The 18,398-nt window shown below is 71.3% G+C and carries 5 protein-coding genes; 4 read left to right on the forward strand and 1 reads right to left on the reverse strand.

Annotated elements, in window-relative coordinates; all coding sequences use genetic code 11:
• Positions 1-14: 14 nt before the first annotated feature.
• Positions 15-1,304: a serine hydrolase domain-containing protein gene (locus tag OG322_RS13135; protein ID WP_266411143.1), complete on the reverse strand. Its 1,290-nt coding sequence runs from the start codon at positions 1,302-1,304 to the stop codon at positions 15-17.
• A 509-nt stretch (positions 1,305-1,813) separates the two neighbouring features.
• Here OG322_RS13135 and OG322_RS13140 point away from each other — a divergent pair.
• The 4 genes from OG322_RS13140 to OG322_RS13155 all read left to right on the forward strand — a co-directional run bounded on the left by OG322_RS13140 (position 1,814) and on the right by OG322_RS13155 (position 18,236).
• A complete protein-coding gene (locus tag OG322_RS13140) occupies positions 1,814-3,067 on the forward strand; it encodes an MFS transporter (RefSeq protein ID WP_124284845.1) in 1,254 nt (417 codons plus the stop codon).
• On the forward strand, positions 3,067-6,366 hold the full coding sequence (locus OG322_RS13145) for a type I polyketide synthase (RefSeq protein ID WP_329306436.1): 3,300 nt from the start codon (positions 3,067-3,069) through the stop codon (positions 6,364-6,366). Before OG322_RS13140 ends, OG322_RS13145 begins: the two co-directional genes overlap by 1 nt.
• Positions 6,363-13,658, forward strand: a complete 7,296-nt coding sequence (locus OG322_RS13150) for a MupA/Atu3671 family FMN-dependent luciferase-like monooxygenase (RefSeq protein ID WP_329306437.1) — start codon at positions 6,363-6,365, stop codon at positions 13,656-13,658. The genes OG322_RS13145 and OG322_RS13150 overlap by 4 nt, the downstream gene beginning before the upstream one ends.
• 846 nt (positions 13,659-14,504) lie before the next feature.
• A complete protein-coding gene (locus OG322_RS13155) occupies positions 14,505-18,236 on the forward strand; it encodes a S8 family serine peptidase (protein ID WP_329306438.1) in 3,732 nt (1,243 codons plus the stop codon).
• Positions 18,237-18,398 lie beyond the last annotated feature (162 nt).

Here is an 18,398-nt window from a genome sequence, read left to right on the forward strand (position 1 = left end):
GGGACGGCGAGTGTTCAGCCCTGGGTTCGTCGGGACGAACGAACGTCGGCGCGGCCCGTGTGCAGGTAGCGCGCACGCCCTTCGCCGTCGTCCCCCAGGAACGCCACCGGTCCATGGCCGGACTCGACGGGGAGGAGGGAATCGCCACGCCAGGCGACCAGCTCCGTCCGGTAGCTCTCGTCGCCGAGCTCCGCCGTGACACCGAGGGGAACATGGTCGAGCCAGAGCCTGCCCTGCTCGTCCTCATCCACCGTGGTCTCGCCCGTACTCGACAGATAAGTGCCCACGCAGCGCCGCGCGTTCAGGCGGACCGCCGGATCCGGAACCGGCTCACCGGGCAGTTCCAGGACCCGGCCGAGGATCTCCTCCCTCAGCGGCTTGGGATCACCGCCGTTGGTGAGGACCGCCACCGCCAGGCCACGGCCGGGAACGACGCGCAGGACCGCGGACTGTCCGATGGTGTTGCCGTCATGGCCGAAGACCAGGCCACCCGGCAGATCGTAGAGCTCCCAGCCCAGACCCCAGGCCGTGCCCCAGCCGATGTCCGGCAGCACGACCTGCGGCTGCAGCATGGCGCGGAGAGCGTCGTCCGCGAGGTGCATCCGGGCGAAGGCCAGCAGATCGCGAGGGGTCATCGCGAGCATCGAGCCCGCCGGGGCGTTCGAGCGGGCCATCGCCCAGACCGCGGACGGTTTCCCGCCGATATGGCCCACCGCCGCACGGTGGACGATCGCTTCGTACGGGTCGTTCGCCGCGTGCGTCATGCCCAGCGGCGTGAACAGGTGATCCCGCATGCACGCGTCGAAGGGCTTGCCCCGCACAAGCTCGACGATGCGTCCCAGCACGCAGTAGCCCGCGTTGTTGTACGAGAACATCGCCCCGGGCTCGAAGAGCTGCGGCACCTCCGCCAGGAGGTCCACGTACGCGGCCAGACAGTCGTCGCCCTTGCCGGTGTCGGTGAAGACATCACCTTCGAAACCGGAGGTGTGGCACAGCAGCTGGCGTACGGTCGCCTCCCGGAACCCGGGAAGGTAGGTCCGGACCGGGGCGTCGAGAGCCACTCTGCCCTCGCCGACCAGCTGCATCACCAGCGTCGCGGTGAGCACTTTGGTGATCGACCCGATCTGGAACACCGAGTCGACCGTCGCCTCCACCCCCGTCGCCGTGCTCAGCACCCCGGCCGCCGCTTCGACCACCTCCGTGCCCGCGCCGACGGCCACGGCAGCCCCCGGCACACCGTGTTCGGCCAATAGCCCCGGCAGCCGCTCCCGCAGCCAACTCCCGATGTCATGCAGTTCGCTCATTCGCCCGACCGTAGACGGCGGGAGCCGCTCCTGGTTCGTCCACGGCGACCATCGCTCTCATCTCATTTCGTGGATACGACCAGGCCCGGCACCCTCAGTGGCCGTACCCCCGGCCCTGGGACGCGTGGCCGACCACGTGCCCAACGCGCCGGCCGGTTCATCCGGGCCTCGCCCGGCCGACCCGCCGCGCCGCCCCCGAAACCGGCTCGCGAGCCCCTCGACCCGACGCCTTCCGCATGGGGGGATCGCCTGCCCCGGAGAGTGATGCCGGACGTCGGCAGCCATTCCCACCGTCCTCTCCCGCCTCCCGGATCGATTGGAGCCCGGAAATGCCGACGGCCTGGTGTGAAGCCAGTGACAGGCGGGCAAGGCTGACGGGATTGGCAGGTACATGTGTGGCCAGTGAACTCCACGAGGGGGGTGGGGTGTTGGCAGACCGGTCCAGCGCATGAGGCTGAGGCGGCGGGCGATCGGGCGCCTGGCCCCCTCGTGGTTCCGAAAGGGTGTGCATGAAGCATTTCCGGCTGCTCGTTCTCGGTAACGGAGTTTCCGCGTACGGCAGTTATCTGAACATGGTCGCGCTGAACGTCTTCGTCTACGACGTCACCGGGAGCGCCCTGGCCGCGGGGCTCTTCATGGCGGTACGGCTGGGGACGAGTGTGGGGGCGGGGTTCGTGAGCGGGCGCCTCGTCTCGGCGTACGACCGCAAACGTCTGATCGTCGGCGCCGACCTCGGCCAGGCACTGGCGCTCCTGGCGCTGCTGCTGGCACCGGAGGCCGGCCGGATCTCCTTGCTGTACTGCCTGGCCGTGGTCACCGGGGGCTGCTCGACGCTCTCGCAGGTCGCCCTGCGCAGCAGCATCCCGGAGATCGTGGGGGCCGAGCACCGGACCCGCGCCAACGGTCTGCTGGTCACCGGCCGTTCCCTCGCCATGATCGCGGGCTTCTCCTCGGCGGGTGTGGTGGTGGCGCAGCTCGGGTACACGGCGGCGTTCGTCCTGGACGCGGTCACGTTCCTGGTCTCCGCGTCGGTACTGCTGGCGCTGCCGATCCGCACGAGGGCCCGGTCCGAGGGGCCCGAGGGCGCCGAGGACGGCACGCCGAGCGCCGGTCACCGTTCCGTCCGGTTGCTGTGGGCCGGCGCGCCGGTGCTGATGGCGATGATCGCCGTGCGGGCCGTCGACGGGCTGGGATCCTCCTCGCACAATGTCGCGCTGCCCGTCTACTCCAGCCTGCTGGACCCCGGTCATCCGGCCACCTTCATCAGCCAGTTCTGGGCCACCTGGGCGGTCGGCACCATCATCGCCCAGCAGGTGCTGGCCCGGCACAACCGCCGGACCGGGCGCACCTTGGGCGAGCGGGCCTTCGCTGCCACCGCCTGCGTCATGTCAGGAGCGTTCATCGTCGTGTTCAGCGGGCTGCCCACGGTACCGACGCTCGCCACAGCACTCGTCGCCGGAGCGGCGGACGGAGTCACCGAGGTCGTCTACGTCTCACGGCTCCAGATGGTCCCCGACGAGCAGCGCGGACGCCTCTTCGGGCTCTCCGCCTCGGCCGAGAACGCCGGCTTCGGACTGGGGATGCTGATCAGCGGATCGCTGCTGGAGGCCTTCTCCCCGTTCCAGGTGGTGGCCTCCCTGCACGGCCTCGCCATCGTCCTGTGCCTCGCCCTGCTGGCGCTGCTCGTACTGCGCCGTTCCCCGGCCGGGCCCGACCAGGTGCGACAGCCCGGCGGCGGCACCCTGCACGAAGAGCGCGGCTGATGGGCGGCGGCGGGCAGGACCCGCGCATCGCCGTGGTCGGGATGTCCTTCCGGCTGCCGGGGGCCGACACGCCGGAGGACCTGTGGCGCGTCATCCGCGAGGGCGAGGACCGCTTCACCCGTTTCACGAAGGACGAACTGAAGGCCGCGGGAGTCCCCGAGGAGCTGTACCGGCGCGACGACTTCATCGGGGCCTCGGCCGTCCTGGACGACATCACCGGGTTCGATGCCCGGCACTTCGGGATGAGCGCCCGCGAGGCCAGCCTGACCGACCCCCAGCACCGCCTGTTCCTGGAGTGCGCGCAGCACGCCCTGGAGAACGCCGGCTACCCCGACGAGCGGGACGGAAAGCGGATCGGGGTCTATGCCAGCACCGGCTACCACCTGTACAACATGCAGTCCTATCTGCTCAACAACGTCCTGCCGAACGAGGACATCGCCGACTGGCTGGCCGGCATGCAGGTCCTGGTGGGCAACTACACCGACTTCAACGCGACCCGGGTCGCCTACCGGCTCGGTCTCACCGGCCCCGCCGTCAACGTACAGACGGCCTGCTCCAGTTCGCTGGTGGGTGTGCACCTGGCCGCCCAGTCCCTGCTGCTGGACGAATGCGACATCGCGCTGGCCGGCGCCAGCGCCGTCCATGTCCCGCAGGTCCTCGGCTACCACTACGTCAAGGGCTCGATCCTCTCCAGGACCGGCCGGCTCCGGGCGTTCGACGCGGCCGCGAACGGGACCGTCGGAGGCACCGGTGTCGTGGCCGTCGTACTGAAGCGGCTGGCCCGTGCGCTCGCGGACGGCGACACCGTGCACGGCGTCATCCGTGGCTGGGGCGTCTGCAACGACGGCGCCGGCAAGCAGGCGTTCGCGGCGCCCAGTGCGCGGGGCCAGCAGGAAGCCGTACGCCGGGCGCTGGACCACGCGGGCGTCGGGGCGGACACCATCGGGTATCTGGAGACCCACGGCACCGGCACCCTCAAGGGCGATCCCATCGAGCTGGAAGGGGCGGGCGCGGCGTACCGGCAGGACACGGACCGGACCGGCTACTGCGCTCTCGGAGCCGTCAAGACCAACATCGGGCACCTCGACGTGGCGTCCGGACTGGCCGGTCTCGTCAAGGCCCTGCTGGTGCTCAAACACGGTGTGATCCCCCCGATCGGGGGCTTCAGCGATCCCAATCCGCTGCTCGGGCTGGAGGACAGCCCGTTCTACGCACCCCGCGCCCTCCAGCCGTGGCCCGAGAACGGCACCCCCCGGCGGGCGGGTGTCACCTCGCTCGGGATCGGCGGCACCAACGTCCACCTGATCCTTGAGGAAGCACCTGAACCCGGGCCGCGTTCCGCCACCGCCGCCCCGCCCGACGTGCTTCTGGTCTCCGCGACGAGCCGGGAAGCCCTCGCCGACAACGCACGCTCCCTGCGCGACGTGCTCCGCAGGCGGACCGCTCTGCCCATGGCGGATCTCGTCACGACCACCGCACTCGGGCGCTCGCACGGCCGGCACCGGATCGCGGTCCGGGCAAGCACACCGTCCGCGCTGGCCGATGCTCTCGACGCCTGGCTCTCCGGCCCCGCACCGCTCGCGACCGCCGCGGGGCCCGTGCCGCCGGGGGACGCGCCCACCCGGGTGGTGTTCCAGTTCACCGGCCAGGGTTCGCTGCGCCCCGGAGCGGTGGCGGCCCTGTACGAACGGTTTCCCGTCGTGCGTGAGGTCCTCGACGCCTGCGAGGAGTGGCATCGCCGGCTCACCGGTGAACCGATGCTGACCGGACTCCTCACCGAGGGGGCGGGCACACCGGGGGCTGTCTGGCCGACCGCGACCGCGCAGCCGGCCCTGTTCGCCCTGCAGTGCGCCCTGGTCCGGCTGTGGGACGAGTCGGGCATCAGACCTTGGGCCGTGACAGGCCACAGCGTCGGTGAGTACGCGGCGCTCTTCGCGGCCGGGGCGCTGTCGCTCGCGGACGGCCTGGAACTCAGCGCGCACCGGGGCCGGTTGATGCGGGACCACTGCGCGCCGGGCGCCATGGTGGCGGTGGCGCTGGAGCGGGAGTCCGCCGTGGAGCTCGCCGCCTCGCACCCCGGGCTGGAGCTCGCCGTGACCAACGGGGAACGCTCCCAGGTGCTGGCCGGTCCCGTCGCGGGCGTGGACCGGATGTGCGCCGCGCTCGATGACCGGGGCACCCCGTACGAACGCCTCGCGGTGGACCGGGCCTTCCACACCGCCGCTACGGAGCCGATGCTCGACGCGTTCGCAGTGGTACTGGCGAAGACCCCCTTCACACCGGTACGGACCCGCTTCATCAGCTCTCTCGACGGCCGGACCCGTGAGCCCGGCTGGATGCCGGACCCGGAGCATCTGGTCCGCCACACCCGCGAGCCGGTGCGCTACGACGCGTCGCTGCGTGCCGTCGCCGGTGAACGGCCCGACGTGCTCCTGGAGATCGGGCCGCACACCACACTCAGCAGCCTGGCCCGCCGCTCCCTGCCGGCGGTGCGGGCGACTCCCTCCCTGCACCGGGGCACCGGACTCACGGCGCTCTTCGGCGCTGCGGCGGCTCTGCACTGCGCGGGAGCCGATGTCCGCTGGGAGACGTTCCTGGCCGGCACCGCAGGGCGGCGCGTCCCGCTGCCCGGCTACCGCTTCCAGCACCGACACCACTGGGTCGGGGCCCTGCCCGGGCCCCGCGGACCCATTTCCCCGGCACGAGAGGAACGCACCATGACGTCAGAAGCGACGGAGACCAGACGTTTGCTGGACAGCATTCTCGGTGTGCTGTCCGGAGCCTTCGGAGAGGACCTCACCTCGGTCCCGGCCGACACCCCGTTCTTCGATCTCGGTGCGGACTCGCTCCTCATGATCAATGTGCTCCGGGAGATCGAACAGGAGCACCACGTCAGAATCACGATGCGTGAGCTGTTCGACGAGACGGGAACGCCCCGGCTCCTCGCCGAACTCGTCGCTGCGCGGCTGCCCCGGCAGCCCGGGGCCGCCCCCCTGCCGGCCGCAGCGCAGCCCTCCGTCCCCCCGCCGTTCGCCCACGCGCCGATACCCGCGCAGAGCACCGCACCGCCCTCCCCCGGCGTACCGCCTGTCCCCACCGCGTCGACCGGCGGGGCACCGCCTGTCCCGCACGCCGCCGCGGACGCCGGTTTCGTCACCCGGCAGGAGCTGCTGGACCTGGGCCAACGGGTCCAGCAGCTGTCACAGATCCAGCTCCAGATGCTCACCCAGCTCTCCCAGCTGCTCGCACTCCAGAGCAACTCGGCGGCGGCCCTGCCGGACGACGAGGTGGTCCGGTGAACGAGCAGGAGAGCCTCACGGCCACCCTGGACCGGGACCTGGCCGCCATGGCCGGACTCGCCCGGCGCATCACCGAACAGATCGACGCCGGGCAGAGCGACGCCGGGCAAGCCATGGCAGACAGCGCGCAACAGCCCCAGGCACACGGGCCGCGCGTGGTGATCGCCCCCGATGCCGGCATGGTCCGCTCCACCTCACCCCGCACTCAGCAAGAGCATCTCGACGACCTGGTACGCCGGTACACGGCCCGTACAGCGGCCTCCAGGCAACTCGCTCAGCGCCACCGCCGCAGACTCGCCGACAGCAGAGCGGTCGTCGGATTCCGCAAGTCGACCAAGGAGATGCTCTATCCCGTAGCGGCCCGTCGCGCGGACGGCGCACGGATCGAGGACATCGACGGCAACAGCTATACCGACATCACCATGGGCTTCGGGGTGCTCCTCTTCGGCCACGAGCCCGGCTTCGTCCGGGAAGCCGTACGCGAACACCTCTCCCGGGGCATCCGGCTCGGCCCCCGCAGTGTCGAGACGGGCGGTGCCGCCGAGCTGCTGTGCGAACTGACCGGGCTGGAACGGGTGGCCTTCGCCAACTCCGGTACGGAGGCCAACGCGGGGGCGATCCGTCTCGCCCGTGCCGCCACCGGCCACGACCGGATCGTCACGTTCCAGGGCTCCTACCACGGTCATGCCGACCAGGTGCTGGGCCGGCCGGCCGGCCGCGGTGCTCAGGAGGGGACCGTGCCCGTCTCCCGGGGCATCCCGCACAGTGCCGTCGGCGAACTGACCGTCCTCGAATACGGCAGTGAGGAGGCCCTCCAGGCGATCGAACGGGACGCGGCGCGGATCGCGGTGGTCATCGTCGAACCCGTGCAGAGCAGGCATCCCTCGCTCCAGCCTGCCGCGTTCGTCCGCAGGCTGCGCGAACTGACCGCCCGTCACGGCATCGTGCTGATGTTCGACGAGATGCTGACCGGATTCCGTCCCGCTCTCCGTGGCGCGCAGGACCTCTACGGCGTCACGCCGGATCTCGCCACCTACGGCAAGCTCCTCGGCGGCGGATTCCCCATCGGCGCGGTCGCCGGCCGCTCCGACATCATGGACGGGATCGACGGCGGCCACTGGACCTACGGGGACGACAGCGGTCCGACCGCCGACACCACCTTCTTCGGCGGCACCTACCTGCAGCATCCCGTGTCGATGACCGCGGCGCACGCCGTACTCACTCATCTGAAGGAACACAGTCCGCACCTTCAGGAACGGCTCAACGCCCGGACGACCGAACTGGCCACCGGGCTCAACGACTTCTTCGAGGCCGAGGAATTCCCCCTGCGGATGGGCTGGTTCGGCTCCCAGTTCCGCTTCGAGCACCGCGCCGACATGGAGCTCCTCTACTACCATCTGATGCTGCGGGGCGTGCATGTGTGGGAGTGGCGCAACTTCTTCCTCTCCACGGCCCACACCGACGGTGACATCGAGCACGTGGCCGACGCCGTGCGGGGGTCGCTGAGGGACCTGCGGAAGGCCGGCTTCTTCCGCACCGGCAAAGCCCCGTCCCGGAGGCCCGCTCCCGGCCGGGCAGACGTCACACCGGCAGGCGTCACACCGGCGGCGGCCCTGCCGGTCCCGATGGCCGAAGCCGTCGTCGAAGCGGTGACCGATGCGCCTCCCGTTCCCGTGGCCGCCCCGGTTTCCGCGGCGCCCGCGACGCCGCGCCGCGCGGACTTCAGCCTCTACTTCTTCGGCGACTACCCGGACGACGGACCCGGTCCGAAGGAGGGCCGCTACGAACTGCTCATGGAGGCGGCCCGGTTCGCCGACCACCACGGGTTCGAGGCGCTGTGGATGCCCGAACGGCACTTCAACTCGTTCGGCGGCCTCTTCCCGAACCCCGCCGTCCTGGCCGCGGCACTGTCCCGGGAGACCCGGCGCATCCGCCTCAACGCCGGCTCGGTCGTGCTCCCGCTGCACGACCCGATCCGGGTGGCGGAGGAGTGGTCCATGGCGGACAACCTCTCCGGCGGACGCGTCGGCCTCGGTGTCGCGAGCGGGTGGAACGCCAACGACTTCGTCTTCTTCCCCGAGCGCTTCGGGCCGCACAAGCAGGAGATGTACGACCGGCTGGAACAGGTGCGGAGCCTCTGGCGGGGCGAGACGCTGCGCCGCACCACCGGGGACGGCGAACGGGAGATCCGGCTCTTCCCGCGCCCCGTCCAGACGATGCCGCCGCTCTACACGGCGGTGGTCGCCAACCCGGAGTCCTACGAACAGGCCGCCGCGCACGACCTGGGCATCGTGACCAACCTGATGACCCAGGACATCGACCAGCTCAGGGACAACATCGCCCGCTACCGCCGGGCACGGGCGCGGCACGGCCTCGACCCGGACGCCGGGCGGGTCGCCGTCCTGCTGCACACCTATCTCTCCGAGGACCACGACACCGCCCGGGCCGAGGCCTTCGCGCCGATGGCCCGCTACATGCAGGCCTCCCTGTCCCTGTTCAGCGGCGTCACCAACAGTCTCGGAGTCACCACCGACCTGAGATCGCTCAGCGAGGACGACCTGGACGTGGTCTTCCGGCGCGCCTACGGCCGCTACTGCGACCAACGGGCCCTGATCGGATCTGTGGACACCGTCCTGCCCGTGGCCGAGGCGGTGGTCGACGCGGGCGCGGACGAGATCGTCGCGCTGGTCGACTTCGGCGTCTGTGCGGACCAGCTGCGCGCCGGTCTCCCCCGGCTGGACGCCCTCCGCCGCCGGCACCGGGAGCGACGGGCACCCGATCCGGGCGCGCCCCTGTCCCCGGGCCAGGAGCGGATCTGGTTCCTGGAACGCCTGCTCCCGGGACGCACCGCCTACAACGAGGTGAAGGCGATCCGGCTGCGCGGTGCGCTCGACACCGAGGCGCTGCACACCGCGCTGCGTCGGCTCGTCGCCCGCCACGAAGGGCTGCGCACCGTCTTCCGGCAGGCCGGCGATTCGGCGGTCCAGCTGGTGCGGGAGGCCGCCGAGCCCGACTTCGCCGTGGTGGACGGCACCCTCCGGGCCGAGGCCGCCGTGCGGGAGGCACTGGCGACGGAGAGCGCCCGCCGCTTCGACCTGGAGAACGGCCCGCTGTTCGTCAGCCGGGTCGTGCGTACCGCGGCCGACGAGCACGTGCTGGTCCTGTCCTTCCACCACATCGTGGTCGACGCGGCCTCGGCGACCGTCCTGTGCCGGGACCTCTCCGCCTTCTACCGGGCGGAGCGCGACGGCACGGAGGCCGGTCTGCCCGCACTGACCTGGAGCTACGCCGAGCACGCACGGGAACAGCGCGCGGCGGCGGACAGCCCTGACACCGCGCGGGACCTGGCCCACTGGCGGCGCGTGCTCGGCGGAGACCTGCCGGTCCTCGAACTGCCCACCGACCGCCCCCGGCCGACGGAGATGACCTCCGAGGGCCGCGCTGTCTTCCGCTCCCTCGACCCCGGCCTGTCCGAACAGGTCAGGCAGCTGAGCCGCGGCCACCGCGCCACCCTGTTCATGACCCTGGTGGCCGGCTGGGCGGCGATGCTGCAACGGGTCACGGGGCAGGAGGACATCGTCATCGGCGTCCCGGTCTCCGACCGGCCGCAGCGGGCCGAGGAGCTGATCGGCTTCTTCGTCAACACCCTCGCTCTGCGGGTCGACCTCACCGGCGATCCCGGGTTCGCGACGCTGCTGGACCGGGTGCGTACCGTCGCGCTCGACGCCTACGACCACGCGGGGACCCCGTTCGAGAAGGTGGTGCGCGTGCTCGCTCCGCCCCGCAGGACGGACCGCACGCCGGTGTTCCAGGTGTGCGCCGAGTTCCAGTCGGCGGAGCCGTTCCGCCTCGACCTCCCCGGCATCGAGGCAGTCGCGCTGGACGCGGGCCCCGACAAGGCGCTGACCGACCTGACGGTCTACTTCACCGACGGGCCGGAGGGCGTTCGCTGTCATCTGGAGTACAACTCCGACCTGTTCGAGCCGAGCACCGTCGACATGTTCTTCACGGTCTTCCGCGATCTCCTGGCCGCCGCCGTCGGCAAGCCCGGCACACCGCTGTCCCTGCTCGCGCGCACGGCGGTCGAGGGTGACGAGGTGCCGGAGAGCTGGGAACACGGCCCGGTCCGGCCGGTCGCGGACACCACCGTGCACGACTGGGTCGCCCGGCAGGCCGCAGAGCACCCCGCGCGGACCGCGGTGGTGGGCGAGGACGCCGTACTGACCTACCGGGAGCTGGACGAGCGCGCCGGCCGACTCGCCGCCGTGCTCGCGGAACGCCGGGCGGACGATGACCAGGAACCCCTGGTGGCGGTGTGGCTGCCACGCTCCGCGGAGCTCGTCGTGGCGCTGCTCGCCGTGCTGCGGGCCGGTTGCGCGTATGTGCCGCTCGACCCGTCGCTCGGTGCCGTCCGCGCCACGCAGGTGATCGCCGAGAGCGGCGCCCGCACGGTGATCAGCGGCGCGGACGGACCGGTGGAGCTGCGGCTGCCCGGATCGGTGACCGTCGTCGCGCCGGACGCCGCCCCGGCGGGAGGCCCCGGGTCAGGCACCGGGGGCTCGTCCCCTTCCTCCGCGTGCTCCGTCATCTACACCTCGGGCAGCACCGGCACGCCCAAGGGTGTCGTGCTCACACACCGCGGCCTCGTGGACCTCTGCCAGTGGCACCACGAACGCTTCGCGTTCACCGGCGACGACCGGAGTGCCGTCGTGTGCAGCCAGAGCTTCGACGCCTCCCTCCTGGAGATCTGGCCGGCGCTGACGGCGGGCGGCACGATCGTCGTGGCCGGTGAGCCGGTCCGCCGCGATCCGCTCGCCCTGGCCCGGTGGTACGCGGACCAGGACATCGCCTTCAGCGTCCTGCCGACGGCCCTGGGCGAACAGGTGCTGCGCCTGCCGGCAGCCGATCAGCCCCCGCTGCGCCATCTGCTGCTGGGCGGCGAGGCGCTCCGGAGCCACCCCAGGCCCGAGGCCCCCTACGAGACGCTGAACATCTACGGCCCGACCGAGACGACCGTGCTGTGCGTCGTCGGTACGGTCCCGCCCAGGGCCGACGGGCCCGTCCCGGACGAGGGAGCGGACGTGATCGCGATCGGGCGTCCGGCCGACAACGTCACCGTGCGCGTGGTGGACGCGTCGGACAAGCCGGTGCCCATCGGTGCGGTGGGGGAGCTCTTCGTCGGTGGTCCGGGGGTGGCCGCAGGCTATCTGCACCGGCCGGACCTCACCGAGGAGAGGTTCGCGGCCGGGCCGGAGGGCGGGACGGAGACCCGCTGCTACCGCACGGGTGATCTGGTCCGCTGGACGGCGGACGGGCGACTCGTGTTCGTGGGCCGCACCGACGACCAGGTGAAGATCCGCGGATTCCGGGTCGAGCCGGAGGAGGTGGCACAGGTCCTGGGCCGTCTCGACGGTGTCAGCCGGGCGGCCGTCGTGGGCCTGCGCCGTGCGAACGGCGAGGCCTTCCTGTCCGCCTATGTGGTACCCACCGAGCCGGGCTGGGACAGTACGGCGGAGCAACGGTCCCGCACGGACCGGTGGGCCGAAGAGCTGAACCTCCACCTGCCGGAGTACATGGTGCCGCGCGTCTGGCGGGTCCTCACCGAACTGCCGCTGACCGGTAACGGGAAGGTGGACCGGACGAAGCTCCCGGCGGCCGATCCCTTCCTCCCGGCGGACGGAGAGGGGGCCCGCCGGGCCGACGGCCCGCCGCCGGAGGCCGAACCCCTCACCGCACTGGAGAACGGACTTCGTGATCTCTGGGCGGCCGAGTTCGACCTCACCGCGTCAGGCATCGATCCGGACGTCTCCCTCTTCGACCTGGGCGGACATTCGCTCACCGCGATGAGGCTGGTCAACCGGATAAGAGAGGCGTGGGGCATCGAGTACCCGCTTTCGCGCCTCTACCAGGAGCCCACGCTGCGCGCCATGACGGAGTTCGTGCACGGCGCCGGATCGAGAAGGGTCGTCCGCACGGGCCCGGCCAGCCATCAGCAGGCGCGCTTCGCCTCCGTGCACTCCCGCCACGCCAAGCCGCAGGTCTTCAACGTCGCCCTGCGGATCACCTTCTCCGGCCGACTGGACCCCGCATCGCTGCGCACCGCACTCCAGCAACTGACAGAACGTCATGAAGCGCTGCGCACCCGCCTGGTACGCGAGGGCCTCAGCTCCTGGCGACAGGAAGTGCTCGAACCCCGCCCCGTCGACCTGCCCGTGGACGACCTCACCTCACGGCCGGAGCCGGAACGGCAGGCCCAGGTGCGACGGCTCGCCGAGCAGGCGACGGAGACACCGCTCGACCTCTTCGAGGGGGACGTGCTCTCCACCCGCCTGCTGCGCACCGGTGCCGAGGAGTGGGTACTGCTGCTCGTGATGCACCACTGCACCTGCGACGGGTGGGCCCTGACCACGCTGCTGAAGGAACTCGCCGCGCTCTACCGTACGGCTGCCACCGGAACCGGACACGGTCTGTCATCCGCGGCGCCGCAGCAGGTGGAGTACGCGCACTGGCAGGTCGCCCACGAGGCGGCGACCCGTGAGCGCCGCACGGACTACTGGCTGGAGGAACTCGCCGACTCCCCCTTCACGGTGGATCTGCCGCTGGACCGGCCGCGGCCCGACACACTCAGCGGGCGGGGCGGAGTCATCGAGTTCACCGTGCCCGCCGAGGTCCGGGCCGATGTGGAACGGCTGGCTGTCCGGCGGGCGACCACGCCCTTCGTGGTGACCGCGGCGGCGCTCGGCCGGCTGCTGGCCGCGAAGGCGGAGCAGGAGGACGTGGTGATGAGTGTCTCCTACGCCGGTCGGGAGAGCCGCGAGTTCGAGTCCCTGGTGGGCTGCACGGCCATCGCGCTCGCCCTGCGGGTCCGTGACGCGCGCGCCGGTTCCTTCGCGGCGCTGATGGAGCGGGTCACCCGTACGACGGTCCTGGGCATGGAGCACGCCATGCCGCCGCGCCGGGTAGCACCGGCGATGCGGGAGCGCAGGGGCGTCGACATGCCGGACGGCCTGGCCATCGGCCTGGCCTACGAGAGTTCGCTGGACACCGGGATCGAACTGCCGGGAATCACCACCACGGTGGCGGAGATCGCCCCGGCCGCGTCCCGGTCGGAGTTCATCATGGTGCTGACCCCGGCCGGAGACGTTCTGGAGGGCGCCGTGGAGTACTCGGCCGACCTGTGGGACCGGGCGACGGTCGAGACGTGGACACGGGAGTACGTGCGGCTGCTGCGGGACGAGGTCAGGGAGGCGCTCGCCGACGGCGCCCACCTCCAGCCGGACAGCCCGCGGTAGCCGGCCCTGCGGTTGGTCACGCCGCCAACGCGTGACCAACCGCGGTCAGGAGCAGGCAGACGAGCGCCTCCGCCCGGACGGCAAAGCAGCGCCGGTGCCAGCCGGGCCTGGTTCGAACTTCCGGCGGAACAGCGGGCGGTGAAACCCCTCTGGACGCGCGAACGATTTCGCCGGGACGCGATCCCGTCGATCCCGAACGTGAGCACGTGGCGCCGGAACAGCGGCCAGTCGACGGTCGAGTACCTCGGCATGATCAGGTCATGGCCCCCTGGGGCATCATGCGGAGCTGCACGGAAAAGGGCACCGGCGGATCGGACAGCGGCTCGGGCGGAAGCTCCGGCGGCAAGAACGACGACGACAAGAACGATGAAAAGAAGAAGGACTGCCGGGACAATTCCAATGTCGCCTTCTACGGCAATGTGACCACCGGCGCACCCGGTGGCGGGCGCTACACGCTCGCCTCGGCCGGGACCCGTACGCGGGTTGCCGTCAGTGGCGCCGGGCTCGCGGCCGGCCCCGCCGCCCCCGCCGATAGAGCCCGAGCCGGAGCCCGAGCCGGAGCCGGAGCCCACACGAGATCTTCCTGGACGGCTTCGAGCCGAAGAATCCGTACATCAAGGGCGTCTGGAAGCTCCAGCCGGCCGACGGCACCCGGTGCGCCCCGGGGAGCCCTCCGGCTTCCCCGGGGGTACGCAAGGCGAGTCCGTGCTCCGCGACCGCTGCTGACGGATTCCCGCCATGCGGGCCAGCCGCCAACACGGCACGGTGTCAGGCAAGTTGACGTGGGGGAAATTCCTCGCAGCGCCCGGACCACCCATTCACCGGGTGCGCGGAGGAGAGACATCCATGACCAGAGCATCCGCGAGACGGCGGTCCCGGCTCCTGGCAGCCGGGCTGTCGCTCGTACTGCTGCCGGCCGGACAGGCCGTCGCAGCCGGGGCAATGGGGGCGACAACGGGCACCGACCGTGCCGCGTCGCCCGTGCACGCACCCACGACCGCGCGAACCGTCACCCTCATCACCGGTGACCGCGTGACCGTGACCGACCTCGGCGCGGGCCGGAAGTCGGTCGCCGTGGAGCGCCCCGCGGGCGCGACCGGAGCGGTGCACAGCGATATATCCGACGGGCGGATCACCGTCGTACCCGACGAGGCCCGGCCCTACCTGCAGGCGGGCGTCCTCGACGCCGAGCTCTTCGACGTCACCGCTCTGATCGAGCAGGGACTCGGCGACTCGTCCTCCGACGGTCTGCCGCTCATCGTGACGTACACCAAGAACGCCCGGGGCGCGACGCCCCGCGGAGCGCGCCAGGTCCGCGGTCTGCCGAGTGTGGGCGGTGCGGCCCTGGAGGCGTCGAAGTCCGGGGCGTTCTGGCGCACGGTCGCGCCGGACGCCAACTCCGCGGCCGCCAGAACAACTTCAGCACCCACTCGGCTGGCGGGCGGGGTCGAGAAGATCTGGCTGGACGCCCGCGTCGACGCCGCGATGGAGTCCAGTAACGCCCAGATCGGCACCCCCGCGGCCTGGGAGGCCGGGCTGACCGGCAAGGGTGTCAAGGTCGCCGTCCTCGACACAGGGGTGGACCTGACCCATCCCGATCTCAAGGACCGGGTGAGCGAGACCAAGAGCTTCATCGACGGCCAGGAGGTCGCCGACCGGAACGGCCACGGCACGCACGTCTCGTCCACCGTGGGTGGCAGCGGTGCGGCCTCCGACGGCAAGGAGAAGGGCGTCGCGCCCGGCGCCACGCTCGCCGTCGGCAAGGTCCTCAGCGACAAGGGTTCCGGCACCGAGTCGCAGATCATCGCCGGTATGGAGTGGGCGGCCAAGGACGTCCAGGCCAAGATCGTCTCCATGAGCCTCGGATCGTCGCAGGGCAGTGACGGCACCGACCCGATGGCCCAGGCGGTGAACACCCTTTCCAAGGACACGGGCGCCCTGTTCGTGATCGCGGCAGGCAACGCCGGCTCCCCCGGCAGCATCGGCTCCCCCGGCGCAGCCGACTCCGCGCTGACGATCGGCGCGGTCGACTCCGCCGACCGGCTTGCGTACTTCTCCAGCCAGGGTCCGCGTTTCGGCGACAACGCGCTGAAGCCCGACCTGTCCGCGCCGGGCGTGGACATCCTCGCGGCCCGTTCGCAGCTCGTGAGCGGCAGCGGCCCGTACACATCGATGAGCGGTACGTCCATGGCGACCCCGCACGTCGCGGGCGTGGCGGCGCTGCTCGCCGAGAAGCACCCGGACTGGAACGGGCAGCAGCTCAAGGACGGGCTGATGAGCACGTCCAAGCAGATCAGCGGCACGTCGTACGAGGTCGGTGCGGGCCGCGTGGACGTCCCGTCCGCCATCGCCGCGCAGATCACCGCGACCGGCAGCGCCGACCTCGGCTTCATCGGCTGGCCGTACGAGGCGAACAAGCCGGTCACCAGGACGCTGACCTACACCAACGCCTCCGACCGGCCGGTCACCCTGGCGCTGACCGCTGAGGGCGCTCCCGCCGGCGTGGTCACCCTCGCCGACTCCACCCTCACCGTGCCCGCACACGGCACCGCGCAGACCACGGTCACCGGTGACGGCACCGCCGCGCCCGTCGGCGCCACCTCCGGCCGGATCGTCGCCAAGGACGGCGACACAGTGGTCGCGCACACGGCCTTCGGCCTGACCAAGGAGCAGGAGCGCTACACCCTCACCGTCCACGTCAAGGACCGCGACGGTGCCCCATCCGCCGCATACGTGGCTGTAAAGCAGCTGGCCAAGGACACGTCGGTCATCCCGGCCTCGGTCGGCGAATCCGGCACGCTCAAGCTGCGCGTGAAGCCGGGCATGTACACCCTGTCCAGCTTCCTCGACGTGCACGGCAGCAAGGGCAAGGACTCGCTCGGCCTCGGTCTGCTCACCGAGCCCGAGGTCACCATGGACCGTGACCGCGAAGTCACCCTCGACGGGACGAAGTTGCGGGAGATCCGGGCCGAGGTGGACCGGCGGACCGAGACCCGTCAGCTGATCATGAAGTTCAACCGGTCCGCGAACGGCGAGTCCTTCGCGCCGGCCGTGCAGGTCCCGCCGAAGTACGACAGCATCTTCGCCGCGCCGACCCGCAAGCCCGCCACGGGCACCTTCGAGTACCGGACCGTCTGGCGGCTCGGCAAGCCGCAACTCGATGTCGAAGCAGGCGGCAAGCGGCTCGGCGAGACGGCCGTGCAGTACGGATCGGACATGTTCACCGGGCAGAAGCGGATGGACCTGGTGGACGCGGGCGCCGGATCCACCGCCGACTACGCCGGCAAGGACGTGGTGGGCAAAGCGGTCGTCGTGCGTCGCACCGACGCGATCACGACCACCGAGCTGGCCCAGAACGCACGGGATGCGGGCGCCAAGGCTCTGTTCGTCACCGACGAGGCTCCCGGACGGCTGATGGCCAACTTCAGCGCGGCCGACGGGGAGACTCGTCCCCTGTACATCGCGACGGTGAACGCGCAGGATGGCGCGCGCCTGATCGAGGCCGCTCGGCTCGGCCGGGGCGTGGAACTGACCGGTACCCAGTTCACGCCGTTTGTCTACGACCTCAGCAAGGGATACCCGGGGGCGATCCCCGCTGATCTGACATACCGGCCGGGCAAGAGCGAACTGGCGGTGGTCAACAACAAGTTCCACGCGGCGATTCCCGCCGACGGCGGCGAGTTCCGCTACTCGATCACCGGCAGCTTCCCCTACGGCATGGGCTTCCAGGAGAAGATCAGGTTCCCCGCGGAGCGCACCGACTACATCAGCGCCGGCCCCGACCAGGGCTGGCACGAGTCCATGTCCAGCGGCCCGGGCACCCTGGAGGAGCGCAGCGGCGTCGTGCACTATCGCGGCGGCACGCGCTCCGGGACCGACTGGTTCAAGCCGGTCCTGCACCCGTGGCTGGGTACCGGTCTCGGCTGGGGCCAGCGTCGCGCGGGCAACGACCTGGAGTTCAACACGCCGGGCTGGGGCGACTCGGGACCGGACCACACCGGCTTCGGCGAAGTGTTCAACCAGAAGTCGCTGACCCAGTTCACCGAGGTGTACGTGGACGGGGTGCAGGTCGACCGGAGGAAAAGCTCGGGAGTGCACGCCTGGCGCGTCAAGCCGACCGAGCAGGACTTCAAGGTGGTCACCGACACCACGATGGACCCGGACGTCTGGCGGCTCTCCACGAAGGGCCACTCCGAATGGACCTTCAAGTCGTCCGCCACGCCGGCCGACCGGTGGACGTATCTGCCGATGCTCAACCTCGGGTTCGACGTCGACACCGACCTGCACGGTGATGTGCGGGCCGGAAAGCGGCTGGATCTCGGGATCTACTCCGAGTACGTCAAGGGCGCCACGGACACCGGGAAGATCACCGGCTCCACGCTGGAGGTCTCCTTCGACGACGGCGCGACGTGGACATCCGTCGAACTCGACGGCGTACGCGGCAAGTCCGCCGCCTGGGCCGGCTCTGTGCGGGTGCCGAAGGACGCGCGGTACGTCTCCGTGCGGGCCTCGGCCACCGACGACCGGGGCGGCTCGGTCAAGCAGGAGATCGTCCGCGCGGTGGGCGTACAGAAGTAGTGGGCGTACAGAAGTAGCTGACGCCTGCGCAGTGGCCCCGCGGGCCGAAACCACCTGAAGGAGCGCGGTACCCGGCGGATTTCGCCGGGTACCGCGCTCCGTGGCGGCGGCCGCGCGGGAGCCGGCCTCGCGTTCCCGTTCCCGGGTGCGCCGGCCCACGCC

This window comes from Streptomyces sp. NBC_01260 (assembly GCF_036226405.1).
GTDB lineage: Bacteria > Actinomycetota > Actinomycetes > Streptomycetales > Streptomycetaceae > Streptomyces > Streptomyces laculatispora.

Excerpts from the sequence above, each read along its gene's own strand:
- OG322_RS13135 (WP_266411143.1), bottom strand. The coding sequence starts at position 1,304 with ATGAGCGAACTGCATGACATCGGGAGTTGGCTGCGGGAGCGGCTGCCG.
- OG322_RS13140 (WP_124284845.1), top strand. The coding sequence starts at position 1,814 with ATGAAGCATTTCCGGCTGCTCGTTCTCGGTAACGGAGTTTCCGCGTAC.
- OG322_RS13155 (WP_329306438.1), top strand. The coding sequence starts at position 14,505 with ATGACCAGAGCATCCGCGAGACGGCGGTCCCGGCTCCTGGCAGCCGGG.
- OG322_RS13145 (WP_329306436.1), top strand. The coding sequence starts at position 3,067 with ATGGGCGGCGGCGGGCAGGACCCGCGCATCGCCGTGGTCGGGATGTCC.